We start from the raw sequence: 24920 nt of genomic DNA on the forward strand, positions 1-24920 counted from the left end.
GCGTGCCGAAACGTCCCCTGCTGCCCGACACCATCGCGCCGAGCTGGCTCGTGGTGCAGCTGCTCGGCACGCTCTTCTTCGCCGCGACGCTGCTCACCGCCCGGGAGCCGGACCCGCTGATCTGGGCCGCTTACGGCGTCGCGAGCGCCTGCTGGCTCGGCTTCGTCGTCCTCGCGTCGCGGCTGCCGAGGACGGCCGCCGCACTGCTCGCCGTCGCGAGCGCGCTGCCGGCGGCGCTCGTCGGCCGGGCCGCGGACTCTTCGGCGATCCTGCTGTCCGCCATCGCGCTCGGCAGGCTCGCGACGCTGACCGCGGTCGGCGTCGGCGTGATCGTCGGGATCGGCCTGCTGGACCTCGCTCTCGCCGTGACGTCGCACCTCCTCGGCGGGCAGAGCGTCGCCGACGCGGCCGTGCTGGTGCTGCTCGTCCTCGTCGGGCTCAACCGCCGCCAGTACGAGATCCAGGCGACGCAGGCCGAGGCGCTGCTCGAGCAGACCCGGCTCGCGCAGGCCGAACACGCGCGCGCCGCCGCGCTCGACGAACGCACCCGGATCGCCCGCGAACTCCACGACGTCCTCGCGCATTCGCTGGGGGCACTGGGAGTCCAGCTCGAACTCGCCGAGGCGCTGCTCGAAGAAAAGTCCGATGTGGACGGTGCACTGCGGTCGGTCAAGCGGTCGCGACGGCTCGCCGCCGACGGGCTCGCCGAAGCGCGGGACGCCGTCGCCGCGCTCAGAAGAGACGTCCCACCGCTCGCCGACGTGCTCGCCGCGGCCGCCGCCGCGCACGCCCGCGACCACGGCGTCAGCGTCGCTTTCGATGCCGACGGTGACCCGCGGCCGCTGCCGTCCGCGGTGGTCGTCGCGCTCGCCGGCACCGCGCGGGAAGCGCTGACGAACGCGGGCAAGCACGCGCCGGGCGAGGACGTCCGGGTGCGGCTGAGCTACGCGCCCGACGCCGTCCGGCTGGACGTCCGCAACACTCTCGGCATCACTCGAACAGGTGAAGGTTTCGGGTTGGCGGGCATGCGGGAGCGCGTCGCCCTCGCCGGTGGCACGGTGACGTCGGGTCCGGAAGGCGGTGACTGGCGGGTGACCGCCGAGATCACGTGCTGATGACAGCGGGCGGTGCCGATACCCGCGCGCCCGGCGGACCGGCTACCTTCTGCGAGTAACGGTCACAGCGCTTTTCGGGGGGTTCCGGGTGGCGAAGCCCCCGGCTGGGGGCGAAGCACCCGGATCACAGGGGAGGAATCGGGGATGACCAGCACTGCGACGGCCCCGGGTCCGACGGCGCCCGCGCCGGGACCCCCGCCGCCGCCACCGGACGGCGGTGACCGCGCAGGCAGCCGCAGCGGCCTGCTGGGACTCCTGGACCTGCCGGGACAGGGCGTCCGCGCGATCATCCGGTCCGCCGCGACGACCCCCGGCCGCCTCACCGTCATCGCCGTCGGGCTGGTGCTGCTGTCGCTGCTCGCCGGGCTGGTCGCGACGCTGTCGGTGCAGGACCGCGACGACACCATCACCGGCGTCATCGAGCACCGCGAGCCCCTCGCCGCCGCGGCGCAGCAGGTCTACCGCTCGCTTTCGGACGCCGACGCGACCGCCGCCAGCGCGTTCCTCTCCATCGGCACCGAACCGCCGGAGCTCCGCCAGCGCTACGAGCGCGACATCGCCGAAGCCGGCGCCGCGCTCGCGAAGGCCGCCTCCGACGCCGCCGACGTCGCCGACGCGGCCGCCCCGGTCGACGTCCTCAACCAGTCGCTGCCCGCCTACACCGGGCTCGTCGAGACGGCCCGCACGAACAACCGCCTCGGCTACCCGGTCGGCGCGTCCTACCTGCGTGAAGCCTCCGAGCTGATGCGGGCGAAGATCCTGCCCGCCGCCCAGGACCTCTACCGCGTCGACACCGAGCGCCTGATCGACGAGCAGGACAGCGCGACCGGGTTCCCGTGGCTCGCCACGATCCTGGTGATCGCGTTGCTGGCCGCGCTCATCGCCGCGCAGGTCTACCTGACCAAGCGCACCAACCGGCTGCTCAACGTCGGGCTCGTCGTCGCGACGGCCGCCGTCGTGGTCTCGCTGTTGTGGGGCGCGGTCGCGCTGGTCGTGCAGGGCAGCCTGGTCGGCAGCGGTCAGGCCGACGGCTCGCACCGCGTCGACGTGCTGGTCCGCGCGCGCATCGCCGCGCTGCAGGCCCGCGCCGACGAAACGCTCACCCTGGTCGCGCGCGGCGACGGCGCCGCGTACGAGAACGACTTCGGCACCAACGCGGCCCAGCTGGTCGGCCCGGACGGCCAGGGCGGCCTGCTCGGCGAAGCCCGCGGCCTCATCCAGGACGGCGAAGGAGCGACGAAGGTCGCCGACGCGACGAAGGCCGCGAACGACTGGCTGAAGGCGCACAAGGAAGTCCGCGCCCAGGACGACGCCGGCCAGTACCAGGAAGCCGTCGACTTCGCCGTACTGGAGGACAAGACCGACGGCTCGGCCCCGGCGTTCCGGCGGCTCGACGACAGCCTCCAGGCCGCCATCGACGTCGGCAGGCAGGAATTCCTCGACGACACCCACAACGGCGACCGCGCGCTGACGCTGCTGGCCCCCGGCCTGGCCGTGCTCGCGGTCGTCGCCGCGGCGGGTGTCACCATGGGAATCCGGGAGCGACTGAGGGAGTACCGGTGAGCAGGCGGGGGAACACGATCCGAGCGGGTGTGCTGGCGGTCGTCGCGTTGCTGGCGGCGTCCTGCGGCAGCCCCGGGAAACCGGTCGACCCGGCCCCGGTCGGCAACGCGGCCTGGCCGCAGCCCGCGCACGTGGGCGGGCCGGACGCGGCCGCCGGCGGGGGCAGCGACACCAGCTGCAACCCGCTGGCCAGCCTGCAGCCGGACAAGGGCACGTCGGTCTTCGACGGCTCGACCATGGCGAAGATCAAGGAACGCGGCAAGCTCATCGCCGGCGTCGACCAGACCACCTACCTGTTCGGTTTCCGCAACCCCACCTCGGGCAACCTCGAGGGCTTCGACATCGACCTCGTCAACGAGATCGCCCGCTCGATCTTCGGCGCGCCCGAAGGCCGCGTCCAGTTCCGCGCGATCACGTCGTCGCAGCGCCAGGACGTCCTGACGAAGCACCAGGTCGACATCGTCGTCCGCACCTACAGCATCACCTGCGCGCGCAAGAAGGACGTCCAGTTCTCGTCCGTCTACTACGTCGCCGGGCAGCGGCTGCTGGTGACGAAGGAGTCGAAGGCGACCAAGCTGGCCGACCTGAGCGGCAAGAAGGTCTGCGCGGCGAAGAAGTCGACGTCGCTGGCGAAGATCGCGACGGACCCGGCCAAGCCGCAGGCGGTCTCGGTCGACAACTGGTCGGACTGCCTGGTGATGCTCCAGCAGGGGCAGGTCGACGCGGTGTCGACCGACGACACCATCCTCGCCGGGATGGCCGCGCAGGACCCGACGCTGCAGGTCGTCGGCGACCAGTTCACGCAGGAGAACTACGGCATCGGCGTGCCGAAGGACAACGAGGACATGGTCAAGTTCGTCAACGCCGTGCTCGAGAACATCCGCAACAGCGGCGCCTGGCAGAACAGCTACCGCCACTGGGTCGAGTCGTCGCTGGGGCCGGCTTCGCCGCCGCAGGCGCAGTACCAGTGAGCGGACCGCGACTAGGATCGGTTCCCGCACGTCGCCGGGGATCTGGGAGGTAGCAGTGTCGGAGGAGCCGCGCCGTCCTCGGCACGCCGCACCGGACGACGAGCCGCAGCCGGCCACGCCGGGCAGCAGCTGGCAACCGCCGCCACCCGTGCGGTGGGAGACACCGGAGCCGTCCATCTCCGGCCGCCTCGACGACGGCGAGCCACCCCGGGGCGTGCCGTCACGCGGTGCGCCGTCGCGGGGGGAAGAGACCGTCTTCCACGCCCCCGTGCGCCGTCCGCCGACGCCGCCGCGCGGCGCGCCGATCCCGGGCGCGGACGACCCGACCAAGCCGCCCGGCAGCATGAACCCCGTCCTGCCACCGGTCCAGCCGGTCGCGACGCAGGCCGTCCGCCCGCCGCAGCCCGACGAGCCGCAGCTGACGAGCGTGCTCGCGGCCCCGGCGCCGGAAACCCAGAGCATCATGCCGCCGGTGCCGCGGCCGGACACCGGTCCCGGCACGCCGCTGCCGGACCCGGGCACCGAAAGCGTGCTGCCCGAACGCAGCAGCGAAGGACGGCACACCGGCACCGGAACCGGTACGGGCAGCGGCTCGGACTCCCGGTCCGGCTCGTTCCCCGGCACTTCGCGGCGGACGTCTTCGCGGACGTCGCGGTCGCGCCGCGGCCGGCTCGGCGCCGGGCTGGTCGAAGTCCCGCCGGTGCCCGCGCGCGACCCCGCGTCGGCGGTGCTGACGAACCCGGTGGTGTCGGAGGAAAAGCGCTTCTGCGGCAACTGCAGCGCGAAGGTCGGCCGCGGCAAGGACGGCCAACCCGGTGCCCCGGAAGGGAAGTGCGAGAACTGCGCGACGCCGTTCTCCTTCCTGCCGAAGCTGCAGCCGCACGAACTCGTCGGCGGCCAGTACGAAGTGCTCGGCGCGATCGCCTACGGCGGGCTCGGCTGGATCTACCTGGCGCAGGACCACAACGTCAGCGACCGCTGGGTCGTCCTCAAAGGACTGATCGACACCGGTGACGCGACGGCGATGGCGGCCGCGGCCAACGAGCAGCGGTTCCTCGCCGAGGTCGAGCACCCGAACATCGTCAAGATCCACAACTTCGTGCAGCACCCGGACGCGCACAGCGGCACGACCGTCGGCTACATCGTGATGGAGTACATCGGCGGCCAGTCGCTGCGCCAGCTCGCGCTGGCGCACCACCGCGAAAGCCGGCGCCCGGAGCCGCTGCCGATCGGCCAGGTCCTCGCGTATGGGCTCGAGATCCTGCCTGCCATGGGGTACTTGCACAGCCAGGGCCTGCTCTACTGCGACCTCAAGCCGGACAACGTCATCCAGACCAACGAGCAGCTCAAGCTGATCGACCTGGGCGCGGTCCGCCGCACCGACGACTACGAGAGCCCGCTGTTCTTCACCACCGGCTACAGCGCGCCGGAACTGCCTACGCAGGGCGCGTCGATCGCGTCGGACCTGTTCACCGTCGGGCGCACGCTCGCCGTGCTGAGCTTCGAGTTCACCGGCTACACCACCAAGTTCAAGACGACGCTGCCCGGCCCGGACGCGGTCCCGCTGTTCGCGCTCTTCGGTTCCTACCACCGGTTCCTGCGCCGCGCGACGCACGCCGACCCGGACCGGCGGTTCCTCTCCGCCGAGGAGATGGCCGACCAGCTCACCGGCGTGCTGCGCGAGATCATGGCGCTCGGCACCGGCAAGCCGCGGCCCGGCGCGTCCACCGTGTTCGGCCCGGAGATCCGCACGTTCGGCGTCCAGCTGGTCGTCCCGGAGGCCGGCGCCAGCGTGCCGCTGCCCGGGGCCGACGAGGTCGTCGCCGGCCTGCCGATCCCGCAGGTCGACACGGACGACCCGGCCGCCGGCGTGCTCGCCACGACCACCACGCTCGAGCCGCGCGGGGCCATCGAGGCCCTCTCCGGCGCGCCGCGCGAGTCGATCGAGGTCCGGCTGCGGATCGTGCGGGCCCGGATCGAGCTGGGCGAGCTCGCCGAGGCGCAGCGGCAGCTGCAGGCCGCGCAGTACCTGGCGATCAAGAACGGCTTGCCGCACGACTGGCGCATCGACTGGTACCGCGGCCTGATCGAGCTGGCCGGCGGCCGCTCGCGGGTCGCGCACGTCGCGTTCGAAGCGGTGTACGACGACCTGCCCGGCGAGGCCGCGCCGAAGCTCGCGCTGGGCGTCAGCGCCGAGGGCGTCGGCGACTACTTCGCCGCCGCGCGGTTCTACGAACTGGTCTGGCGCACCGACCGCACCTACGTCAGCGCCGCCTTCGGCCTCGCCCGCGTGTACCTGGCGCAGGGGGCGCGCTCGAGCGCGGTCGAGGTGCTCGAGACCGTGCCGCCGTCGTCCACCCACTACGTCGACGCGCAGGTCGCGGCGATCAAGATCAAGACGTCGGTGACCAAGGCCAAGGGTCGCGAGACCCCGGTCACCGAGCACGACCTGCTCGACGCGTCGAGCAGGCTCGAACGGCTCCGCCTGGACGTCGAGCGCCGCACCCGGCTCAGCGCGGACGTGCTCGAAGCCGCGTACGAATGGCTCAAGAACGGGCGGCCGACGCCGGGGGCGCGGGTGCTCGGGTGCGCGATGGAGGAGCGCGAGCTGCGGTTCGGCCTCGAGCGCTGCTACCGGGCGCTGGCGCGGCTGGCGAGCACGGTCGAGCAGCGCGTCGAGCTGGTCGACCGCGCCAACGCGATCCGGCCCCGGACCCTCACCTGACCGCAGCTTTCGTAGGGAAAGCTGCGCCGGCCCCGGACCTGGCCGGAACTTTCATAGGGAAAGTGACGTCAGGGGTTGATCTCCCAGTCGCCCTCTTCGCGGGCGCGCTGGTTCTTCGCGTGCTGCTCGGCCAGCTTCTCCAGCGCCTGCGGGTCGCCGTGGGTGCTGAAGTGCTCGAAGCCGACGACGACGAACAGCGCGCGGGCGCTGACCGCGATCTGGCCGTCTTCGGCGTCGAGGCGGCCGTCCGCGCTGACGTAGATCTTGCGGCCGGCGACACCGTCCAGCCGGGTCTCGATGAACAGCGTCGTCCCGACCGGCACCGGGCGGCGGAAGTCCGTCTCGAGCTTGCCGGTCACCGCCGGGCGGCGCATCAGGTTGCCGACCGCCGAGCCGAGCGCCTCGTCGAACGCGCAGGCCAGCAGGCCGCCGTGGGCGAGCCCGGGCGCGCCCTGGTGGGCCGCGGTGACGGTGAACCGCGAGCGCACGACCTGGCCCTCGCCGACCGTCGAGCGCAGGTGCAGCCCGGCGTCGGCCTCGTCGCCGCACCCGAAGCACTCCGCGAAGTGCACGCCGAGCTCTGTGCCCGGCGCCGGCGCCTTCGGGTGCGGGACCGCGGGCTCCACGGCCACCGGCGGCCACGATTGAGAAACACGACTCATGCGCTGACGTTAACCGGCGGGTAGGCCGGCGCCGTACCCGACCCGGGCCGGGTACCGGGGGCCTACATCTCTCAGTAGCCGGAAAGTTCCCCACCGTAGAAGATTGACGGCTCAGACTGCCGACCTGCGACGACCGGTCAAGACTGGGCGGATGAGCTCGAACGGCCCAATGGGCACTGCGCGGAGGAGGTCGTCGCCGGCATGAGCGAACCAGCAGCAACTACGGGTAAACCCGCAGCGGACGAGAGAACCGTCAAACGCGCTGTCTGGGCTTCGGCCATGGGCAACGCGACCGAGTGGTACGACTACGGCGTCTTCACCTCGGGCGCGATCGCCACCAGCATCGGCACGCTGTTCTTCCCCGGGGAAGGCAACGCGGTCCTCAAGTCGCTGGCACTGCTCGCGGTCGGGTTCATCGTGCGGCCGTTCGGCGGGGCGTTCTTCGGCCCGCTCGGCGACAAGCTCGGCCGCAAGCGGGTCCTCGCCATCACGATCCTGCTGATGTCCGGCTGCACGTTCCTGGTCGGCGTGCTGCCGACGTACTCCGGCGGCTACAGCATGGGTATCGCGGCGCCGATCGCGATCCTGCTGCTCCGGATCATCCAGGGCTTCTCGACCGGCGGTGAGTACGGCGGAGCGGCGACGTTCATCGCCGAGTACTCGCCCACCAAACGCCGTGGCTTCTTCGGCAGCTTCCTCGAACTCGGCACGCTGGCCGGGTACGTGCTCGGCAACCTCGTCGTGCTCTCGGTGACGCTGTCCCTGTCGGCCGAGCAGGTCGACGCCTGGGGCTGGCGGATCCCGTTCTTCGTCGCGCTGCCGCTCGGCCTGATCGGGCTCTACCTGCGGAACAAGCTCGAGGACACCCCCGAGTTCCGCCGGATGGAGGCCGCGGGCGAGGCCCCGAAGAAGGCGCCGCTCAAGGAGATCTTCGTCCGCAACTGGCGGATGATCCTCAACCTGATCGGCATCGTGCTGCTGCTGAACGTCGCGGACTACCTGCTGCTGACCACGATGCCGACGTACTTCACGGACACGCTGAAGATCAACGACAACACGTCGACGCTGATCATCATCGCCGTCGAAGTCATCCAGATGGCGATCATCATCCCGCTCGGCGCGCTGTCCGACCGGATCGGGCGAAAACCCCTGCTGCTCACCGCGGCCATCGGGTTCCTGGTGCTGAGCTGGCCGAGCCTGAAGCTGATGCAGTCCGGCAGCATCTTCTGGCTCTTCGTCGGCTTCCTCATCGTGGCGCTGCTGCTGGTGCTCATGCTGGCGGTGATCGGCTCGACGTTCCCGGCGATGTTCCCGACGCGGGTGCGCTACGGCTCCTTCGCGATCGGCTACAACATCTCGACGTCGCTGTTCGGTGGTACGTGCGGGGTCATCGTGACGGCGCTGATCAAGAGCACCGGAAACGAAGACTGGCCGGCGTACTACCTGATGGCGGCGGCGCTGATCGCAATCATCCCGATCATCAAGATCCCGGAGACGTCGCAGGTGCCGATGGAACAGATCGACACCGAGGACAACAGCGGAAAACTGGCCTCCGCGTCCGCCCAGCGCTGAGCGGCTGCTCGGCGCTGAGCAGCCGTCGGACAGACGTGTGCCCCGCCCGGATCACCGGGCGGGGCACACGTGCGTCAGGGGTCAGTTCGCTTCGCTCCGAGGAGTGAAGCGCTTGCGGGACCAAGCGGCGAGCGAGCCCGCGACCACGACAGCGATTCCGGTTTCGACGATGAGCGCGGCGAGCACCATGTGCTTCCTCCTCGGTTTCTCGGGCCGGCGGCGAAGCGTCCGGCTGAGCAGTTGTCCGGCGTCCGATCGGAACACCACAGGGCATATCGCCACGAGGGGCGCGCGTATTTCGTCGGAAACCCACGTCGAAACGGTGATCTGCACCACGTGTACTGACCTGCGGAAATGTCAGCGGGAGGTGGCGACCGGCGGTTCCGGGACCGTCTCCGTGAGTTGCGGGGAGGACCGGCTGGTGGTCGGTGCCGACCGCTGCGTCGGACGGCCCGCCGACGGCGCCTGCGGAGCCCTCGTGGCCCGGGAGGGCATGCGGTCCGGCTCGGCCGACGGCGGCGCGATCGACGTCGCCGGGACCTCCATGGGCGGCGACGGTGCGGGGGAGCTGGTGCCGATCGTGGACAGTCCCGGCCCGGCGGGCTGCACCGGCTCCAGCGGTCCGGCGCGGTGACCGGCCAGGAAACCGGCCACCGCCAGGACGACCGCCGTCGCGGCCGAGGTGCTCGCCACGGCGAGGCGCTTGCGCCGTCGCCGGACCCGGCCACCGCGCTCGATCACGTCGGCGGCTTCGAGGCGCATCGGCGGCTGCGCGCCACCGGCCGCGCCGGTCAGGTACGCGCGGACGTCGTCTTCGGGGTCCATGTTCGTCACCTCCCCTCCGTGTTCGCGCTGAAGGTCAGCGCGTAGTGCGGGCCGAGCCGGTTGCGCAGCGTCGCCAGGCCCCGTGAGGCCTGGCTCTTCACCGTGCCGGTGCTGCAGCCGAGTGCCTTCGCCGTCTCCTCGACGCTCAGGTCCTCGAAGTACCGCAGCACCAGCACGGCGCGCTGCTTCGGAGCCAGTACGGCCAGAGCTTGCCGGACGAGGGCGTCCTGGTCGCTCGCGGCCGGTTCCGCCGGGAGCTCCGGCGGGGTGTCGGTGAGCCGCTCCCGCTTCCACCTGCTGCGCCGGTGCTCGGCGAGGAACGTGCGCAGCACGACCTTCCGGGCGTAGGCGTCCAAGGCGTCGTGGCGCGACAGCCTCGGCCAGGCGAGGTACAGCTTGAGCAACGCGGCCTGTGTGATGTCCTCGGCCTGGTGCCAGTCCCCGCAGAGCAGGAAGGCGGTCGAGCGCAGGCTGTGCGCGCGCTCGCCGAAGTACCGGGCGAACTCGCCGTCCCACGGCGAGCCCGGCCCGGTCGACGGACGGGAGCGGGAGATCACCTGGCTACCGGGCCACCCCGATGGCCGGCAGGTGCAGGTCACCGGTCGGGCCGGCCGACACGGCACGCGGAACGCGTGGCGCCGGACCGGTGCGCGGCGCGCGAGTCTCGCGCGGCGCGGGGGCGGCGGACGGCGCCTGCTGCGGCCGCTGGCTGGCCGTCGGCGCCGGGGCCAGGGTCGGCTCGTTCGGGCGGGTCGTCGCCGACGGGGCCGGCGGCTGCGCGTCCGAAGCCAGCGCGATGCCACCGGACAGGGCACCACCGGCGAGCACGAGCGCGCCGAGGGTCAGGGCGATGCGGATACGCAAGACAGCTCCTCTTCTCGCGGACGCGACCGGGATCGTCGCGCCTCTGCCCGTAGTCATGCGGCGGGTGGTCATCGGGGTTGCATCGGCTTTTCGGGAAACCGAGCCACGCGGAAAACACGAACGGCCGGGAAGTCCGTGATGGACTTCCCGGCCGCCCGGTCCTCCTCAGTGGCTTCAGCCGGCGAGGGCCGACAGCTTCTGCCAGCTCGCCCAGTCGTAGGTCCAGTCGCTGTAGTCGCCGTCCTTGGCGGTCAGCGTCTGCGTGCTGCCGGTGATCTCCACCGGGTCACCGGTGAGCACGCCGTCGTAGTACTCCTTCGCCCGCGCCGGCGAGAGGTTCAGGCAGCCGTGCGAGACGTTCTTCTTGCCCTGCGCCCAGACCGACGCCGCCAGCCCGTGGATGAACTCGCCGTTGTTGGAGATCCGGACCGCCCACGGCACCACGACGTTCTCGTAGTGGTACTTCGGGTTGCTCATCGCGTACGTGGCCTGCTTGCCCATCACGACGTGCACGCCGCTGTGCGTCACGCGGCCCGGGTCGGAGTCGAGGCCGTAGCTCACCGGGTAGTCGGCGATCTGCTGGCCGTCGCGGATCACCTGCATCGTGTGCTGCGTGGTGTTGCCCTTGACGATCTGCGAGCGGCCGATCGCGAAGCTGGCCGACACGTCCTGCTTGCCGTACACGCCGTCGCCGATCTTGACGCCGTAGATCTTGGCGTTGACCTTCACCTGCGTGCCGGGCTTGAAGTACTCCTTCGGTCGCCAGTGCACCGTGGTGTCGCCGTTCAGCCAGGCCCACGAGCCCTCGGCCTTCGGCGTCGTCTCGACCGAAAGCGCCTTCTCGACGGAGGCCTTGTCGGTGACGCGGCTCGGGAAGGTCAGCGCGATCGGCATCGCGATGCCGTACGTCTGGCCGTCACCGACGTTCAGGCTCGCCGACAGCTGGCGCCGCGGCTTGACGGTGGTGAACGCGCCCCCGATGGCGACGTTCTTGCCGTCCGCGCCCTGCGCCTGCCCGGCCCAGGTGTAGGTCTTGCCGTAGCCGAGCTGCTCGGTGGTGCTCCAGCTCTTCTTGTCCGCCGACGCCTGGCCCTGGACCTGCTTGCCCTCCGGGTTGGTCAGCGTGACCGACACGATGGTGCCGTCGGCGACCTGGACACCCACCGGTTCGCCCGGCGCCACGTCCTGCGCGCCGCCCGCCGGCGTCACCGTCAGCTTCGCGGGCTGTGCGCTCGGCGCGGGAGAAGCCGTCGGGCCCCCGCCCGAAGTGCCGCTCGCCGAGACCGTCGGTTCGCTGCTGCACGCCCCCAGCGCGAGCACCGCGACCAAGCCCAGTACCACTGCCGCGCCCCGGCGCCGCGTGGAAGTCCTCACCGTCACACCCATTCCCCTTTGCCCCATTTGGTGCCTCCCCTCTTCGAGACGCCTCGCGGACCATCGACGTTGAGCAAGAGTCGCGTGACGAAGGTCACAATGATCGCTGCGGGCTTTCACTGAGGGGGCACGGGCGACTCCGAGCCGTATCCGGTGATCACGGTGTCGCTGTGCTGCGCCAGACTAGCCGGTGGGTCCGACAGAACCGGGTGGGAGCCCTACGACGTTCCGGTGACCTTGGTGCGCAGAGCCGGTTTTCGCCTCGATCACGGGGTTCAACTTTGGCCAGATCCCGGTAGTCTGCTCTCAGGCCGTCGTTTTGCGTGTTCGTGGCTTCACACTCGCGGAACTTCTGACGCGAGCCATGGAGCCGACCCGCTCTTGACTCGTCTCGTTGGAACCGCCCGGGACGGTCGGGGTGCCGCTTCGGTGGCATTCGAAGCGGATCTGTGTAACGAGGAGTACAGCGGTGGCGCAAGGCACTGTGAAGTGGTTCAACGCGGAGAAGGGCTTCGGCTTCATCGCGCAGGACGGCGGCGAAGGCGACGTTTTCGTTCACTACTCGGAGATCGAGGGCCGCGGCTTCCGCACTCTCGAGGAGAACCAGCGAGTGGAGTTCGAGGTCGGCCAGGGTCAGAAGGGTCCGCAGGCCCAGAAGGTCCGCGCGATCTGACAACCAGGCCCTCTGCGTTTCTCAAGGCCTGAGCGAAGGGCCCCCGGCGATTCCGATCGCCGGGGGCCCTTTCTCATGGGTTCTGGCCGGTTCAGCGCCGTCCGAGGGCCGGCGCTTCGAAGGCGTCGGCGGGGAAGTGGAACTCGTCGGTGAGGTCGGTGAGGTCACCGGTCTGCTGGCGCTGGTCCTGCAGCGAGGCCGCCTGGCCTTCCCAGTTGAGCCGCTCGAGGATCCACTCCTGAGCGAGCGCCTGGGGCGAGATGTCCCGCTCGGCGGCGATGTCCTTCAGCTGCTGGTTGGCGATGAGGCTCATCCGGAGCTGGATGACCTGCGCCTCGCCGAAGCGCTTGCCGGTCCCGGTGCTCTCGTTGTCGGCATCGGGCGCCAGCGCGGCGAGGTAGGAGGTGAGTTCCTTGTCCTCGACGACACCGTCGTCCGCAGGCTTCGCGGCACCACGATGGCGCCCGGAGGACGCGGCTTTGAGGTTCGTGCGGCTGCTCAAGCGGCCAAGGGAGGGAAGAGGCACGCCAGTCACGATAACGGTTAGGTCTCGCCCCGCAAACCACTGTGAGCCACGACACGCCCTTGAATTTCCCCAAACAGAGCAACCATCGCCCAATCAGCGCAATGCGTTGGGGTGAGTTTTTAACGGAGGGCAATGCCGTAATAACCGAGCGAATCGATCAAGAACGGCGCGCGACAAATTCTCGGACGACGGGATGGGGCGCTGGGGGCGCCGGCTGGGGGCACGACTCGGTGGGGCACGCGGGCTGAGGGCTCACCTACGCGCTTCCGGGCGGGTGCGGCGGGGTGGCTGCGATGGCCGGGAGGGATTGCAGGGGAGATCGAGCTGGCTGGGCGGGTGGGCGGCCGGGTCGGGGTGCTGTCGGAAGGCGGGGCCGGGAGGGCGGGCAGCGTGGGAGGCCGGGCGGGCGGGCGGGCGAGCTGGCTCGTTCAGTGTGGGGAGGGACTGGCCGGGCCGGGTGCCTGCGCGGGCGAGCTGGCTCGTTCAGTGTGGAAGGGGCTGGCCGGGCGGGGTGTCTCCGCGGGCGAGCTGGCTCGTTCAGCGTTGGAGGGACTGGCCGGGCGGGGTGTCCCCATGGGCGAGCCGGCTCGTTGCAAGAAGGGCGCGGCCGGCGGGCTCAGTGGGCGATGGCCGACGGCGGGCGCTTGAGGGAAAGCGGCTGGGGTGGACTGTGCGAGCCGGGGCGGGGCCGTGGAGGGCGGTCAGAGAACCGCGGCCGACGCGGGCGCGGCGGAGCGACGAGCAGACCGCCGCCAATACGAGAACCCTGCCTGAGCGCATGCCCAGAGGGGGTGATGGTGCGAACAAGGGCCGCGCGGGAGCGCTGAAGCGGGATGGGGCGGCGGGGGCCAGAAGGGCTGCGCGGGTGGGTCGAACCGGGCTGGGGCCGCGGGGGTGAGCGGGGCCGCGCGGGAGGCAGAAGCGAGATGGGGCCGCGGAGGCCGGAAGGGCCGCGCGGGAGGGGCAAACCGGGACGGGCCGGCCGGGAGTGAGCAGGGCTGCGCGGGAGAGCCAGCTCAGCGGGACGGCCTCACCGACACAGGTGGGCCACAAGAGCGGGAGCGACCGGCAGAGACGCCCAGGACGAGTCCAACCGAGCAAACCCACTCAACCGAACCCCATCGCCAAGCGTCTACAGGGGCAAGCCCAGCGGAAGGGCTGCAACCAACGAACGCGGACCCCACTGAGCCAGGGCGCCCAGCGCCCGAGGCGCCCACCCCACCAAGCCGAACCGAAGGCACCGTGGGGGCTCCGGGGGCTCGGCCCCCGGGCAATACGCCGGAATGAATGGGCCGTAGCGCAGGGCGAAGCCCGAGCAGGCCCAGAAATGGAGGACCCCCGCGCCAGGGGGAGGAACGCGGGGGTCGGAGGGGATCTCCACAGGCGCTGACCGGGGGTGTGTCAGCACCTCGATTGTTGCACGACTTGGTGGGGAGGGCGAGTGGAGAGCGGGATTTTTCCGCTCGTGGTGTCACTTCGTGGTGGGTGACGTTCGTTCGGGTGGTGCTCTTCTCCTGCCTTGCCGATTGCGCTGCGTTGAGCGGAGCGTGGTCTCAGGTTCACTCTCCGGGGGGCTGTGTGTGGCGGCCGGCGCTGGTTAGCCTCGCGGCCAAGCTGTTGTGAGCCGTGTGGAGGAGCTATGAGCGGGTCTGTTGAAGTGCGGCAGTTCCTCCTTCGGTACGAAGGTGCCGATGGGGGGAGTGCTCCGTTCGCCGGTGCGTTGCCGGCGCAGCGCAGTGGGGCCGGGGATGCGCAGCGGGTGTCGGACGATCAGGTCCGGCGGGCTCGGCTGGCGGTTGCGGCCGGGGCGTTGGGGGTGGATGACTGTGTTCAGCTGCTGGAGATGCTGGGGTTGAACCTGGACGACGACGGGCAGGCGCCGGTTCAGCGGTGAGCCGGTGGGTCCGGTGTCGGTGCCGGACCCTTCCCGTGATGTTCTTGCAGGTCGGTTGTCTTTCTGGGGAGTAATTGGCTGGTCTTCGCCAAATCTTTGACGCGGGTTTAGTAACAGTGTTACGTTTGTCGGGTCGAAAGGGGAACGGACATGACGACGGCGAACCGGATCCGGTCGGTGGTGCAGGTGCTCGGGGGGAAGTTCATGACTTCGCCGGAGCTGGCGGCGGTCGAGGCCGAGGTCGGGCTGCCGCCTCGGTCGCTCTACCTCCGGGGGCGGTCGGCGGTGCTCGGGGACGTGCCGCCGAAGGTGGCCGCGGAGCTGTTCGGGATCTTCCCGCACTGGCTGTTCGACTTCGTCCTGCCGGCGGCGACGGCGGCCATCGACGCACCTGGCGCCCTCCGTGCCTACTCCGAGTCGTCGGCTCGGTGGTCGCGCGCCACCCTTTCGGCCGTATCGGAACCCGGACGCCTGGGCGAGCTGCTGTTCCGCGTGGTCGACGCCGCCGACGCGAGCGGGCTGGCGCTCTTCGCCGGCTGGAAGCACGCCGAGCGGCCCGAAGGCGACGTCGAACGCCTCGGCTTCGCGCTGATGGTCTTCCGCGAGCTGCGCGGCGGCCTGCACTTCGCCGCGCTGCGGGCGCTGGGCGTGACGGTGCCCGAGGCAGTCGTCGCCGACCCCGAGGGCGGGCGCGCGCGGCTGCTGCGCACGGCCTGGCCGGAGGACGCGGCCGACGCGCTCGTCGCCGCGGCGGAGCGCAAGCCGGACCTCCGGGAGCGCTGGCGCGAGGCCGAGGCGATCACGGACGAGCGGATCGACGAACTCCTGGCGTCCGCGCTGTCCGAGGGGGAGCGGAGCGAGCTCGAGCGCCGGCTGGCGGAACTCGCGGCGTTTGCGCAGGTCCCGGCTTCGCTGAAGGCTTAAGGAACCCCCTGTGCAAAGCGGTGGCGGCGTGCCCTATGCTTGTAATCGCTCCCAGGGGGACCTGAGAGCGCGGTCGGTCGGTCACCCGAAACCGACCGGGCTCCCATCGTTCAGTGGCCTAGGACTCCGCCCTTTCAAGGCGGCAACGCGGGTTCGAATCCCGTTGGGAGTACGCAGTACAGTAGTAACGCAAGGCCCTGTGGCGCAGTTGGTTAGCGCGTCGCCCTGTCACGGCGAAGGTCGCGGGTTCGAGTCCCGTCAGGGTCGCAAGATCGTTCGGCTCCTTGCCGGCGTTCCCGGCCAGGTAGCTCAGTTGGTACGAGCGTCCGCCTGAAAAGCGGAAGGTCGCCGGTTCGACCCCGGCCCTGGCCACCGTTCGAAGAAGCCGTCTTGACTCCGGTCAAGGCGGCTTTCTTGTGTTCGGGGCCAGTCCGGCGGGTGCCGCCGCTGATGGTCGTCAAGCACCGAACGGGACGACCACGATCTGGTCGGCGTCCTCGTAGATGATCCTCCCGGGCGCCTGGTGCGAGACCAGCTTGTCGCACCGGACGCCGTGGGCGTCGAGGACTTCGAGGTAGCCGGCAGCGCGAGCGACGAGCGCTTCGGCCGATTCCTTGAACCAGGCAGTCGCGCCCGGGTTGACCGAGTGGTCGTAGACGGCCTGCCTTGCTCAGGGTGTTGATCAAGCCGAGGAAGCCGGGGTGGCGCCCATCGGCGTTGGGCTCGGCGCTCTGGAACCTGACGTAGGCCATGCGGCATTCCTCTCGAGGCACCCGGCGTGACGGTGCACGGGGGTTGTCCACGGCAGCGGCGCAACCCGGGCGTTAAGCTGGGAGCCTCGTTGCGCGCAACGAGCGTCCTCGGGGGCCGCGAGCTGCTCGAGGAGCCCTTACCCGGTGCGTGGGGGGCGCCCTCACGTAAGGGCGAGTGCAGGAAACGGCCGCAGCGTGACGCCGGTTGGTGCCGGTGTGCTGGGCGTGCGGGGTGGTGACCCGGGTGACTCCGGGGTCTGTCCTCACGTCTTTCCTGGGCGGCGATCCCCATTACGTTCGACGAGGGGATCGTTCTGCCCTAAACTCGGGCCGTCGGGGGGAAACGATTCCATGCTCGTCGTCGTGCAACTGCCGCTGGTCGATCTCCGGTTGCTGGCTTCTTTTCCCACCGGGCGGCTGGCTTCCCCGCATTGGCCGGATCCGGTCAGCGATGACGAGTTCGTGCGCGACGCCGGCCCGATCCGGGATCGGCGGCGCGGGGGCATTTCCGACTGGTCCGGGGAAAGGGCCTTCTGCGACGCGAAGAACTTCGTCCGGTTCGTCGACGCCGAACCGCCGTCGTTGCGGGACGGCACGCGGATCACCCCGCTGTTCCGCCGGCTCTACTCCTCCGGCGTCTCCGCCCGGCTCGACTTCGGGTTCGACGTCGACCATCGCCGCCGGGCCCGGCTGACCATGGACACGCTGCGGGACATCGCGCGGGACTGCCTCGCGGTCAAGGTGCGCACGGCTCCCGCCGGGGCCGGCCGGGCGCTGGGCGACAGCGGGAAAGCCCTGGCCAGGCGGTTTCTCGAAGTGTCAACGGCCAAGTCCTTCGAAACCGCGGCGCCGGGCGACCTGGTGGCCGGCGGCCTCCCCGCGGTGCTGGCGGAACCCTCCGCGCGCCTCACCGGAGACCTGCGGAGCTGGCGCTCCGACAGCACCTCCGTCAACGGCTACCAGGTGGAGTCCGGTGCGAAGATCGTCCCCGTCTGGTCGGTGGTCACCGGCGACGTCGCGGACCGGGCGAGGGCCCGGCAGATCCGCGGGAACCTCTGGCGGCTGCACGCCGAGCGGGAATCGCTGCGCGGTGTCATCCGGGCCTGGAACAGTTCGCCGGAAGTCTTCTCGGAAGAAAAGCTGAAGAGCTTCCTCGCCGCGCAGCTGAAAATCCTGGTTCCGAAGAAGCGGGGCGGCTTCGACCAGTCGTCCGCGCTCGCCTTCGCCGGAAACTGCGAAGAACTGGCTTCCCCGGCCGTTCTGCGTGGCCTGCGCTCGGAACTGCTGGGGCAGAGCAAAGGCATCCTCAAAAGCCTGGACCTGCTGGTCGAGCGAACCGCGCGGCTGCCGGAACGCACGACCGGCCACCACCTCCGGATCACCTACGTCGACAAGAGGGTCATCGACATGAGCAGCAACGACAAGTACGAGATCAGCGCCCCGGTGTCGAACAGCGTCATCGGCCGGGACAACAAGGTCGAAGGCAACACCTGGACGGTCGCGTCCGCCGGGCGCGAGGACGCACTCCGCGAACTCGCCGAGGCGATCGAGCTGATGAAACCCCGGCTCGACGCCGACGAGGCCGCGGAGGTCGACGAAGCGCACGAGGTGATCGCCGACGGCAAGAGCGAGCCGGGCCTCCTCAAGAAGGCGGCCAAGAAGATCCTGGGCGTGGCCACCTTCGCGGGCGAAGTCGGTGCTCCGGTCGTGGAGGCGGTGCGGAAGGTGCTGGCCGCGTTCGGTCTCGCGTAGCGGTACGACCAGGCCGCGTTGGGCCGAACGAGTGAACCGTCCGAGGGCATGTCCGGACCGCGGGATCAGCACCGACCACCCGGCGAAGGCAGCCCGACCGGGGCCGCCGCCCGAACCGGGGAGACGACATGCGCTACCTCCTGACCCTCCACATGAACCCGACGCTGTGGGCCACCCTCACCGACGACCAGAAGAACGGCGTCTACGAAGGACACGGCGAGTTCATCAAGCTCGTCACCGAATCCGGCGAGATGGTCGAGACCAAAGCGCTCGCCGAAGCGGCCGAGAGCAAGACCGTCACCGTCGAGGACGGCGTCGCGCACACCGCGGACGGCGGGTTCGTCGCGTCCGAAGCTTTCCTCTGCGGCTACTACGTCGTCGACGTCGAGAGCGAAGCCCGCGCGATCGAGCTGGCCGCGAAGATCCCCGACGCCCAGTACACCGCCGTCGAGGTGCGGAAGGTCGTGCACGAGGGTTGACCTCGATCGAGGTCGAGGGTGCACGCTGGGCCCATGACCGATGAATGGGGCATCCACGCCGTCGATCTCGACGCCTACCTGGCGCGCACCGGGCAACAGCGCCGCCCGCCGTCCGCAGCGGCGCTGCGGGACCTCATGCGGGCGCACGTCGGCGCGATCCCGTTCGAGAACGTCGACGTCGTTCTCGGGCAGCACCAAGGGATTTCGCTCGACGTCGTGAGCGCCAAGCTCGTCGGGCGGCGGCGGGGCGGCTACTGCTACGAACAGAGTGGCCTCTTCGCCGCCGTCCTCGAGCGGCTCGGCTACACCGTGCACCGGCTTTCCGCGCGCGTCCAGCCGCGCCGGCCCGGGCCGTACACGCACATGACGCTCGTCGTCGAGGTCGACGGCCGCGGCTTCCTCGCCGACGTCGGGTTCGGGGCCGGGATCCTCGACCCGATCCCGCTCGTGGACGGCGTCGAAGTCGACCAAGCCGGCTGGCCACAGCGTCTTCAGCACCGGGACGGCTGGTGGACGTTGCAGAAGGAGGGCGAGGACATCCTCGAGTTCCGGCTCAACGGGATGCACCCCATCGACTACGAGGTCTACCACCACTACACCTCGACGCACCCGAAGTCGCCGTTCACCGGCCGGCTCGTGATCATGACGCTCGAACCGGGTGTCAGCCGGCAGCTCCTCGGCCGCGAACTCACCGTCGAAAAACCCGGTGGCCACCGCGAAACCACGACCATCGCGCCCGACGAACTCGACGCGACCCTCAAGGACCTCGGCATCGAGCTGACCGCGGACGAGCTCGCGCGGCTCGAAACCCGTTACTGACCGAACAGTTCGGCGGCCGCGACCGGGCGGCCGAGGTGGTAGCCCTGCGCCTGGTCGCACCCCAGCGACCGGAGCAGGTCCACCTGCTCGGCGGATTCGACGCCCTCGGCGATCACCGTCAGGTCGACGGCGTGGGCCATCGCGATGATGCTCGTGACGATCGCCGCCGCGTCGCGGGATTCGGCGATCCCGGTGATGAACGAGCGGTCGATCTTGAGCGTGTCCAGCGTCAGCCGCCGCAGCTGGGCGAGCGACGAATAGCCGGTGCCGAAGTCGTCGATCGCCAGCAGGACACCCAATGACCGCAAGGACGCCAGCACTTCCGCGGCCGCTTCCTGATCGCGCATCAACGCGCTTTCGGTGACCTCCAGGCACAGCGCGGCGGCCGGGAGCCCGGTGCTCGCCAGCGCGTCCTGGACCGCGGGCACCAGGTGCGGGTCGTCGAGCTGGCGGGCCGACAGGTTCACCTTCAGCGTCAGGTCCAGACCGCGGCCGCGCCGCGTGGCGAGTTCGCGGGTCGTCGCGCGCAGCATCGCCTTGCCGATCACGTTGATCAGGTCGCTCTCCTCGGCGAGCGGGATGAACTCCGCGGGCGGGATCGCGCCCTGGCGCGGGTGCGTCCAGCGCAGCAGCGCCTCGACCGCGACCATCTCGCCGGTCCGCAGGTCGACGACCGGCTGGTAGGCGGGCCAGAGCTGGCCGTCGTGGACCGCGTCGCGCAGGTCCTGCTCCATCCGCAGCCGCCGCTGCATGCGCTCGCGCAGGCCGACGTCGAAGAAGTGGTGCCGGCCGCGCCCGAGCGTCTTCGCCTGGTACATCGCGACGTCCGCGTCGCGCAGCAGGTCTTCGGCGCTGCGGCCGTCGGCGGCGCCGACGAGGACGACGCCGATGCTGGCGTCGAGGTGCAGCTGCCTGCCGAGCACGCCGATCGGCTCGGCCAGCGCGGCCCGCAGGTGCTCGGCCAGCGCGCGGACTTCGACGGCTTCGGTGACTTCGCCGGTGACGACGACGAACTCGTCGCCGCCGAGCCTGCCGACCAGGTCCTCGCGCCCGGAGCTGCGGCGCAGGCGCTCGCCGACGATCCGCAGCACCTGGTCGCCGACCGGGTGCCCGAGCGAGTCGTTGATGACCTTGAACTTGTCCAGGTCGAGGAACAGCACCGTGAGCGGGCCGCGCCCGCGGACGTCGAGCCGGTCGAGCACCAGCGTCCGGTTGGCCAGCCGCGTCAGCGGGTCGTGGGTGGCGTCGTGGGCCAGCCGCGCGCCGATCGCGCGGGTCTCGGTGATGTCGGTGAACGTCGTGACCACGGCCCGCGCCGCCGGGTCGTCCGGGTCGAGCAGCCGCGAGGTCAGCGACACCCAGACGTCCCGCCCGTCCGGCCGGCGCAGGCGCACGACCAGGCCGTTGTGCGTGACGCCGGTCCGCCGGGACTGCACCGACGGCATCTCGTCCGGCGGGATCCAGTGCCCGGCCTCGGTGAACAGCACCAGCGTGTGGCACGGCACGCCGACCAGGTCGGGTTCGGGGACGCCGATGATCCGGCACGCGGCCGGGTTCGCCGCCTCGATCAGCCCGGTCGGGCCCATCACCAGCACGCCTTCGTCGAGCGAAGCGACGACCGTGCGGTAGTTCTGCTCGGCCCGCCGCCGCGCGGTTTCATCGGCGCAGACGAGCACGTAGCCGTCGTTCATCTCAGCAGCCGAAACGCGGACCGCGAGGGGAGCGCCGTCGCGCCGCCGGTGCACCGCCTCGGCGACCCCGCCGCCGCGGCGGATGGCCACCAGGTCCAGCGGCGCGCCGACCAGCTCGCTCGCGCGGCGCCCGACGGCCTCGGCCGCGGTCCAGCCGTACACCGCCTCGGCGGCCGGGTTCCAGCTGGTCACGACGCCTTCGCCGGTGGTCGCGATCAAGGCGTCGCTGACGTGCGACACGAGCGCGGCCTGGTAGCGGAGGGCGTCCGCGGCCGCCTTCTTCGCCGTGATGTCCCGCATGACGACCTGGTACGCGGCGGCGCCCCGCAGGCGTACGACGACCGTCTCGACGGCGAACTTGCTCCCGTCGAGCCGGGACATCAGCGCCTCGACCGGCTCGCTCGCCTGGCCCGGCTCGGTCAGCCGCGCGAGCTTCCCGGCCAGCTCGGCCTGGGAATCGTCGGCGACGAAATCGGCGAACCGGCGCCCGACGACTTCGGCGGGGCCGCGCGCGGCGAACGTGTCGAGTGCGGCCCGGTTGGCGAAGGTGAGGACGCCGTGCTCGTGGACGCAGATCGCGTCCGGACTCAGCTCGACCAGCTCGGTGAGCGAGTCAGCCTCCATGAGCGTCCGTCCCCCGTGCTTCGCGGCTTGTGGCCCGTCGATTACACCACCGACGCCGACGCCTGCCTACCCGCCGCGAGACGCAGCCGCGGCCCCCAGAACAGCAGCCCGAAGTGCGCGGCGACCGCGTGGCCGAGCAGCGTGACGACCGCATCGAGGCTCGCCGGGTCGTCGGCGAGCCAGATCACCGCGATGAACGCCTCGAGCGCGGCCAGCCCGGCGAGCCGCGCCCGGCCGCGCAGCAGGAACACCAGCGCGCCGGCCGTGGTGAAGAAGCCGTAGCTGACACCGATGTCGAGCCAGTGCCCGGCCGAGGCCGGCAGGACGTGCGCGCTGATCAGCACCATCACCGGCAGCTCGGTGACGAGCGTGGCCAGCACGTGCCCGGAGAAGAACACGGTCGCCGCGCGGCGGGCGCCGAACCGGCGTTCGAGCGGGGCGACGGCGATCGCGAAGATCACGACGTAGGCGAGCCAGCCTTCGTCGGAGAGCCAGAGCGCGCTGGTCAGCAGCGAGGTCAGCGGCCGCCGCCAGAGGTTGTGGGCGTCGGTGCTGGACAGCCGGAGCAGCCGCTCGGTCACCGCGGGGTCGGCGAACTTCAGCACCAGCGTCGTGCCGAGCAGCAGGACCAGGTAGCCGAAGGTGAAGGGCGTCGCCTTCGGATTCGGGAGGAACCGGACGAACTGCCGCGCGCTGAAGCGCCGCGGGGCGGCGATCGCGGGGGCCGGCCGTCCGGCTTTCAGCAGCATGGCCTGAGCTTCGCCGGTCATGCTGGGAGTATCACCAGTGCCAGCTTAGAAAACGCTGTGGTTGTCACTCACCGTCGAACTCTGGCAACCGGGGGGAGATTTTTACCAGTTCCTCACCCATTCGGGTGGCTTGTGCGGTAAAAATACGGCCACGATCTCGGCCGAAAGGCCTCTCGGGAAGGTCTGTCGGGGTGAACGACGAGGTATCGGTCGCCGAGCTGCTCGTGCGCGAGGGCTGGGGTGACCGGACGGGACCGGGGCAGTCGCGGTGGCGCGTGCTCGCGGTGATGCTCGCCGTCGTCATCGGCTGCGGGGCCGCCGCGGTGCTGGTCGGGCTCGGCGGCAAAAGCACGCCGGACGCGTCCGCGGTCGACCAGATCCAGGTGATCCCGTTCCCGCAGCGCACCACCGGGCTGGGCGGCGCCGACCAGGCCACCGACTCCCCGCCGGAGGGCGGCACCGGCGGCGGCGACGTCGTCCCCGGCGTCGGCGTGCCCCGGGAGACCGTCACCGAGGTGCCCGGCAGTTCCCCGGCCGCCGAGACCAGCACCGATTCCGCGACGCCGACGACCACGCCGGCCAGCAGCGACCCGGCCGGCTCCGGCACCCCGACCGCGACGACCACCCCGCGCGGTCAGCAGCCGACCCGCCCGTCGACCCCGCCGAAGCCGAAGCCGACGACCTGCCTGCTGATCATCTGCTGGTGAGCACGCCGGCTTTTCCGCGAGGTCGCCTCGCGCACGCCCGCGGCAGGTAGCGGGGCGCCAAGCTGCGCGGCGACCTGCTCGGCTGGGCCGAAGGCGTCGAACGCGCGATGCGCGACCCGCGCGGCGAAGACCTCCAGGAGGCGCTCGACAAGGCCGCGGCCCGCGGCGAGGAAGTGCCGTCGGTGGACGAAATCCTCGGCTTCGTGCCGGCCCCGCTCTACCTGCGCGAGCTGGGCACCGGCGCCCAGCTCGTCGAGCGGCTGCTCACGGCGCTTCCAGCAGGTCCGGCTCCCGCTGCCGGCCGAGGTGGTTGAACAGCAGGTTCAGCGTGAACGCCAGCACCGCCGCCACCGTGATCGAACTGCCGCAGATCGTCTGCAGCCAGGCCGGGAAGTGCTGGAAGATCTTCGGCGCGAACGCCGGCAGCAGGCCGACGCCGAGGGCCACCGCGACGATGAACGTGTTGTGGTTGCCGGAAAACTCCACGTTCTTGAGGTTCTGCGCGCCGACCGCGGCGACCATCGCGAACATGACCACCGCGACCCCGCCGACCACCGGCTGCGGGATCGCCGCGATGAACGCGCCGATCTTCGGGACCAGGCCCATCAGCACCAGGATCCCGCCGGTCACCGCGACCACCCAGCGGCTGCGGACGCCGGTCATCCGGACCAGGCCGACGTTCTGCGCGAACGCCGTGTCGGGGAAGGAGTTCAGCACGCCGCCGAGCACGGCCGAGAAGCCGTCGGTGGCCAGGCCGCGCGCGAGGTCGGAGTCGGTCGGCGGGCGCCCGGTGATCTCGCCGACGGCGATCATGTCCGCGGTCGACTCGGTGAACGTCACCAGCATGACCACGCACATCGACAGCACCGCGGCGACCGGGAACGTCGGCGCCCCGAAGTGGAACGGCGACGCGAGCCCGAACCAGCCGGCCGCGCCCAGCCCGTCCCAGTGCACCAGCCCCAGCGGGATCGCGGCCACGAGCCCGATCGCGAGCGCCAGCAGCGGCCCGATCTGGTTGGCGAACCCGCGCAGCACCCGCGTGAACAGGATCAGCAGCGCGAGCACGCCGAACGCGAGCAGGAGGTGCGACAAGGCCGCGTAGTCGGGTGCGCTCGCGTCGTTGCCCGCGATCAGCCCCGCTCCCGGGCCGAGCAGCGAGACGCCGATGACGAGCAGCAGCGTGCCGGTGACCAGCGGCGGGAAGAACCGGATCAGCCGCGCAAAGGGTCTGGCGATGAGCAGCCCGAAGACGCCGGACGCCAGCATCGCGCCGTAGACCGCGGTCAGGCCGTACTGCGACGCGATCAGGATCATCGGGTTCACCACGCTGAACGTCGCGCCCGCGACCACCGGCAACCGGATGCCGAGGAGCTTCCCGACGCCGATCGACTGGATCAGCGTCGCGATGCCCGCCACGAGCAGGTCGGCGTTGACGAGCAAGCCGATCGTGGCCGGGTCCAGCTTCAGCGCGCTGCCCACGATCAGCGGCACCGCGACGGCACCGGCGTACATGATCGACATGTGCTGGAGGCCGAGCAGGGCCAGCCGCCCGGCGGGCAGCACCTCGTCTACCGGGTGTTTCGTCATGCGGGGCCCCTTTCGACCGGGGAACAGCCAACGCGCCGGGCGTGACGGTAGCAAGTCCCGGGGGTCATGATC

Annotated in this window: 23 protein-coding genes and 3 tRNA genes; 16 read left to right on the top strand and 10 right to left on the bottom strand. The window is 71.0% G+C overall.

Features of this window, described 5'->3' with window-relative positions; all coding sequences use genetic code 11:
* Positions 1–2: 2 nt before the first annotated feature.
* The 4 genes from ACLJQM_RS01070 to ACLJQM_RS01085 all read left to right on the top strand — a co-directional run bounded on the left by ACLJQM_RS01070 (position 3) and on the right by ACLJQM_RS01085 (position 6374).
* A complete protein-coding gene (locus ACLJQM_RS01070; RefSeq protein ID WP_410629728.1) occupies positions 3–1115 on the top strand; it encodes a sensor histidine kinase in 1113 nt (370 codons plus the stop codon).
* 144 nt (positions 1116–1259) lie between these two features.
* A complete protein-coding gene (locus ACLJQM_RS01075) occupies positions 1260–2678 on the top strand; it encodes a hypothetical protein (RefSeq protein WP_410629730.1) in 1419 nt (472 codons plus the stop codon).
* Positions 2675–3649 carry a glutamate ABC transporter substrate-binding protein gene (locus ACLJQM_RS01080; protein WP_247015593.1) on the top strand — a complete coding sequence of 325 codons (975 nt, stop codon included), beginning with the start codon at positions 2675–2677 and terminating at the stop codon, positions 3647–3649. The genes ACLJQM_RS01075 and ACLJQM_RS01080 overlap by 4 nt, the downstream gene beginning before the upstream one ends.
* A gap of 55 nt (positions 3650–3704) precedes the next feature.
* Positions 3705–6374, top strand: a complete 2670-nt coding sequence (locus tag ACLJQM_RS01085; protein WP_410629732.1) for a tetratricopeptide repeat protein — start codon at positions 3705–3707, stop codon at positions 6372–6374.
* A gap of 68 nt (positions 6375–6442) precedes the next feature.
* Here the strand turns inward: ACLJQM_RS01085 and ACLJQM_RS01090 are convergent, their stop codons facing one another.
* A complete protein-coding gene (locus ACLJQM_RS01090) occupies positions 6443–7036 on the bottom strand; it encodes a PaaI family thioesterase (RefSeq protein WP_410629734.1) in 594 nt (197 codons plus the stop codon).
* Positions 7037–7315: 279 nt separating this feature from the next.
* On the opposite strand from ACLJQM_RS01090, the gene ACLJQM_RS01095 reads away from it, so the two are divergent.
* Positions 7316–8608, top strand: a complete 1293-nt coding sequence (locus ACLJQM_RS01095) for an MFS transporter (protein WP_410629736.1) — start codon at positions 7316–7318, stop codon at positions 8606–8608.
* 81 nt (positions 8609–8689) lie between these two features.
* On the opposite strand, the gene ACLJQM_RS01100 is transcribed toward ACLJQM_RS01095, so the two are convergent.
* From ACLJQM_RS01100 to ACLJQM_RS01120, 5 genes are all read right to left on the bottom strand, one after another.
* A complete protein-coding gene (locus tag ACLJQM_RS01100) occupies positions 8690–8944 on the bottom strand; it encodes a hypothetical protein (RefSeq protein WP_360767718.1) in 255 nt (84 codons plus the stop codon).
* A gap of 21 nt (positions 8945–8965) precedes the next feature.
* Positions 8966–9433: a hypothetical protein gene (locus ACLJQM_RS01105; RefSeq protein WP_410629738.1), complete on the bottom strand. Its 468-nt coding sequence runs from the start codon at positions 9431–9433 to the stop codon at positions 8966–8968.
* A 5-nt stretch (positions 9434–9438) separates the two neighbouring features.
* The gene (locus ACLJQM_RS01110; RefSeq protein ID WP_360767723.1) at positions 9439–9990 is read right to left on the bottom strand and encodes a SigE family RNA polymerase sigma factor; all 552 of its coding nucleotides are present in this window, start codon (positions 9988–9990) and stop codon (positions 9439–9441) included.
* A 4-nt stretch (positions 9991–9994) separates the two neighbouring features.
* Positions 9995–10297, bottom strand: a complete 303-nt coding sequence (locus ACLJQM_RS01115; protein WP_410629740.1) for a hypothetical protein — start codon at positions 10295–10297, stop codon at positions 9995–9997.
* A 174-nt stretch (positions 10298–10471) separates the two neighbouring features.
* On the bottom strand, positions 10472–11683 hold the full coding sequence (locus ACLJQM_RS01120) for an Ig-like domain-containing protein (RefSeq protein ID WP_247015577.1): 1212 nt from the start codon (positions 11681–11683) through the stop codon (positions 10472–10474).
* Between the two features lie 457 nt (positions 11684–12140).
* On the opposite strand from ACLJQM_RS01120, the gene ACLJQM_RS01125 reads away from it, so the two are divergent.
* Positions 12141–12344: a cold-shock protein gene (locus ACLJQM_RS01125; protein ID WP_003097368.1), complete on the top strand. Its 204-nt coding sequence runs from the start codon at positions 12141–12143 to the stop codon at positions 12342–12344.
* Positions 12345–12435: 91 nt separating this feature from the next.
* Here ACLJQM_RS01125 and ACLJQM_RS01130 read toward each other — a convergent pair whose 3' ends face one another.
* Positions 12436–12870 carry a hypothetical protein gene (locus tag ACLJQM_RS01130; RefSeq protein WP_247015575.1) on the bottom strand — a complete coding sequence of 145 codons (435 nt, stop codon included), beginning with the start codon at positions 12868–12870 and terminating at the stop codon, positions 12436–12438.
* A gap of 1639 nt (positions 12871–14509) precedes the next feature.
* Between ACLJQM_RS01130 and ACLJQM_RS01135 the strand changes: the two genes are divergently transcribed.
* The 8 genes from ACLJQM_RS01135 (at position 14510) to ACLJQM_RS01170 (ending at position 19490) form a co-directional block, all read left to right on the top strand.
* Positions 14510–14764 carry a hypothetical protein gene (locus ACLJQM_RS01135; RefSeq protein ID WP_247015573.1) on the top strand — a complete coding sequence of 85 codons (255 nt, stop codon included), beginning with the start codon at positions 14510–14512 and terminating at the stop codon, positions 14762–14764.
* A gap of 150 nt (positions 14765–14914) precedes the next feature.
* Positions 14915–15688: an SCO6745 family protein gene (locus tag ACLJQM_RS01140; protein WP_410629743.1), complete on the top strand. Its 774-nt coding sequence runs from the start codon at positions 14915–14917 to the stop codon at positions 15686–15688.
* Positions 15689–15787: 99 nt separating this feature from the next.
* Positions 15788–15860: transfer RNA gene (locus ACLJQM_RS01145), tRNA-Glu, on the top strand.
* Between the two features lie 21 nt (positions 15861–15881).
* A tRNA-Asp gene (locus ACLJQM_RS01150) sits at positions 15882–15955 on the top strand.
* 31 nt (positions 15956–15986) lie between these two features.
* Positions 15987–16060 (top strand) — tRNA-Phe (locus tag ACLJQM_RS01155).
* A gap of 731 nt (positions 16061–16791) precedes the next feature.
* On the top strand, positions 16792–18192 hold the full coding sequence (locus ACLJQM_RS01160; protein ID WP_410629745.1) for a hypothetical protein: 1401 nt from the start codon (positions 16792–16794) through the stop codon (positions 18190–18192).
* 128 nt (positions 18193–18320) lie between these two features.
* Complete coding sequence (locus ACLJQM_RS01165) at positions 18321–18671, top strand: YciI family protein (RefSeq protein ID WP_410629747.1); 351 nt, start codon at positions 18321–18323, stop codon at positions 18669–18671.
* A gap of 33 nt (positions 18672–18704) precedes the next feature.
* A complete protein-coding gene (locus ACLJQM_RS01170) occupies positions 18705–19490 on the top strand; it encodes an arylamine N-acetyltransferase family protein (RefSeq protein WP_410629749.1) in 786 nt (261 codons plus the stop codon).
* Here ACLJQM_RS01170 and ACLJQM_RS01175 read toward each other — a convergent pair.
* Positions 19484–21805, bottom strand: a complete 2322-nt coding sequence (locus ACLJQM_RS01175; protein WP_410629751.1) for an EAL domain-containing protein — start codon at positions 21803–21805, stop codon at positions 19484–19486. The genes ACLJQM_RS01170 and ACLJQM_RS01175 overlap by 7 nt on opposite strands.
* A 41-nt stretch (positions 21806–21846) precedes the next feature.
* Positions 21847–22575 (bottom strand): rhomboid-like protein, encoded by a 729-nt coding sequence (locus tag ACLJQM_RS01180; protein ID WP_410629753.1) that lies wholly within the window; start codon positions 22573–22575, stop codon positions 21847–21849.
* Between the two features lie 170 nt (positions 22576–22745).
* Here ACLJQM_RS01180 and ACLJQM_RS01185 point away from each other — a divergent pair, with 170 nt between their 5' ends.
* Both ACLJQM_RS01185 and ACLJQM_RS01190 read left to right on the top strand, forming a co-directional pair.
* The gene (locus tag ACLJQM_RS01185; protein ID WP_410629755.1) at positions 22746–23261 is read left to right on the top strand and encodes a hypothetical protein; all 516 of its coding nucleotides are present in this window, start codon (positions 22746–22748) and stop codon (positions 23259–23261) included.
* A 107-nt stretch (positions 23262–23368) separates the two neighbouring features.
* Positions 23369–23575 (top strand): hypothetical protein, encoded by a 207-nt coding sequence (locus tag ACLJQM_RS01190; RefSeq protein ID WP_410629757.1) that lies wholly within the window; start codon positions 23369–23371, stop codon positions 23573–23575.
* On the opposite strand, the gene ACLJQM_RS01195 is transcribed toward ACLJQM_RS01190, so the two are convergent.
* Positions 23526–24848 carry a nucleobase:cation symporter-2 family protein gene (locus ACLJQM_RS01195; RefSeq protein ID WP_410629759.1) on the bottom strand — a complete coding sequence of 441 codons (1323 nt, stop codon included), beginning with the start codon at positions 24846–24848 and terminating at the stop codon, positions 23526–23528. The genes ACLJQM_RS01190 and ACLJQM_RS01195 overlap by 50 nt on opposite strands.
* Between the last annotated feature and the right edge of the window lie 72 nt (positions 24849–24920).

It is taken from the genome of Amycolatopsis sp. cmx-4-83, from assembly GCF_046548815.1.
GTDB classification, from domain to species: domain Bacteria; phylum Actinomycetota; class Actinomycetes; order Mycobacteriales; family Pseudonocardiaceae; genus Amycolatopsis; species Amycolatopsis pretoriensis_A.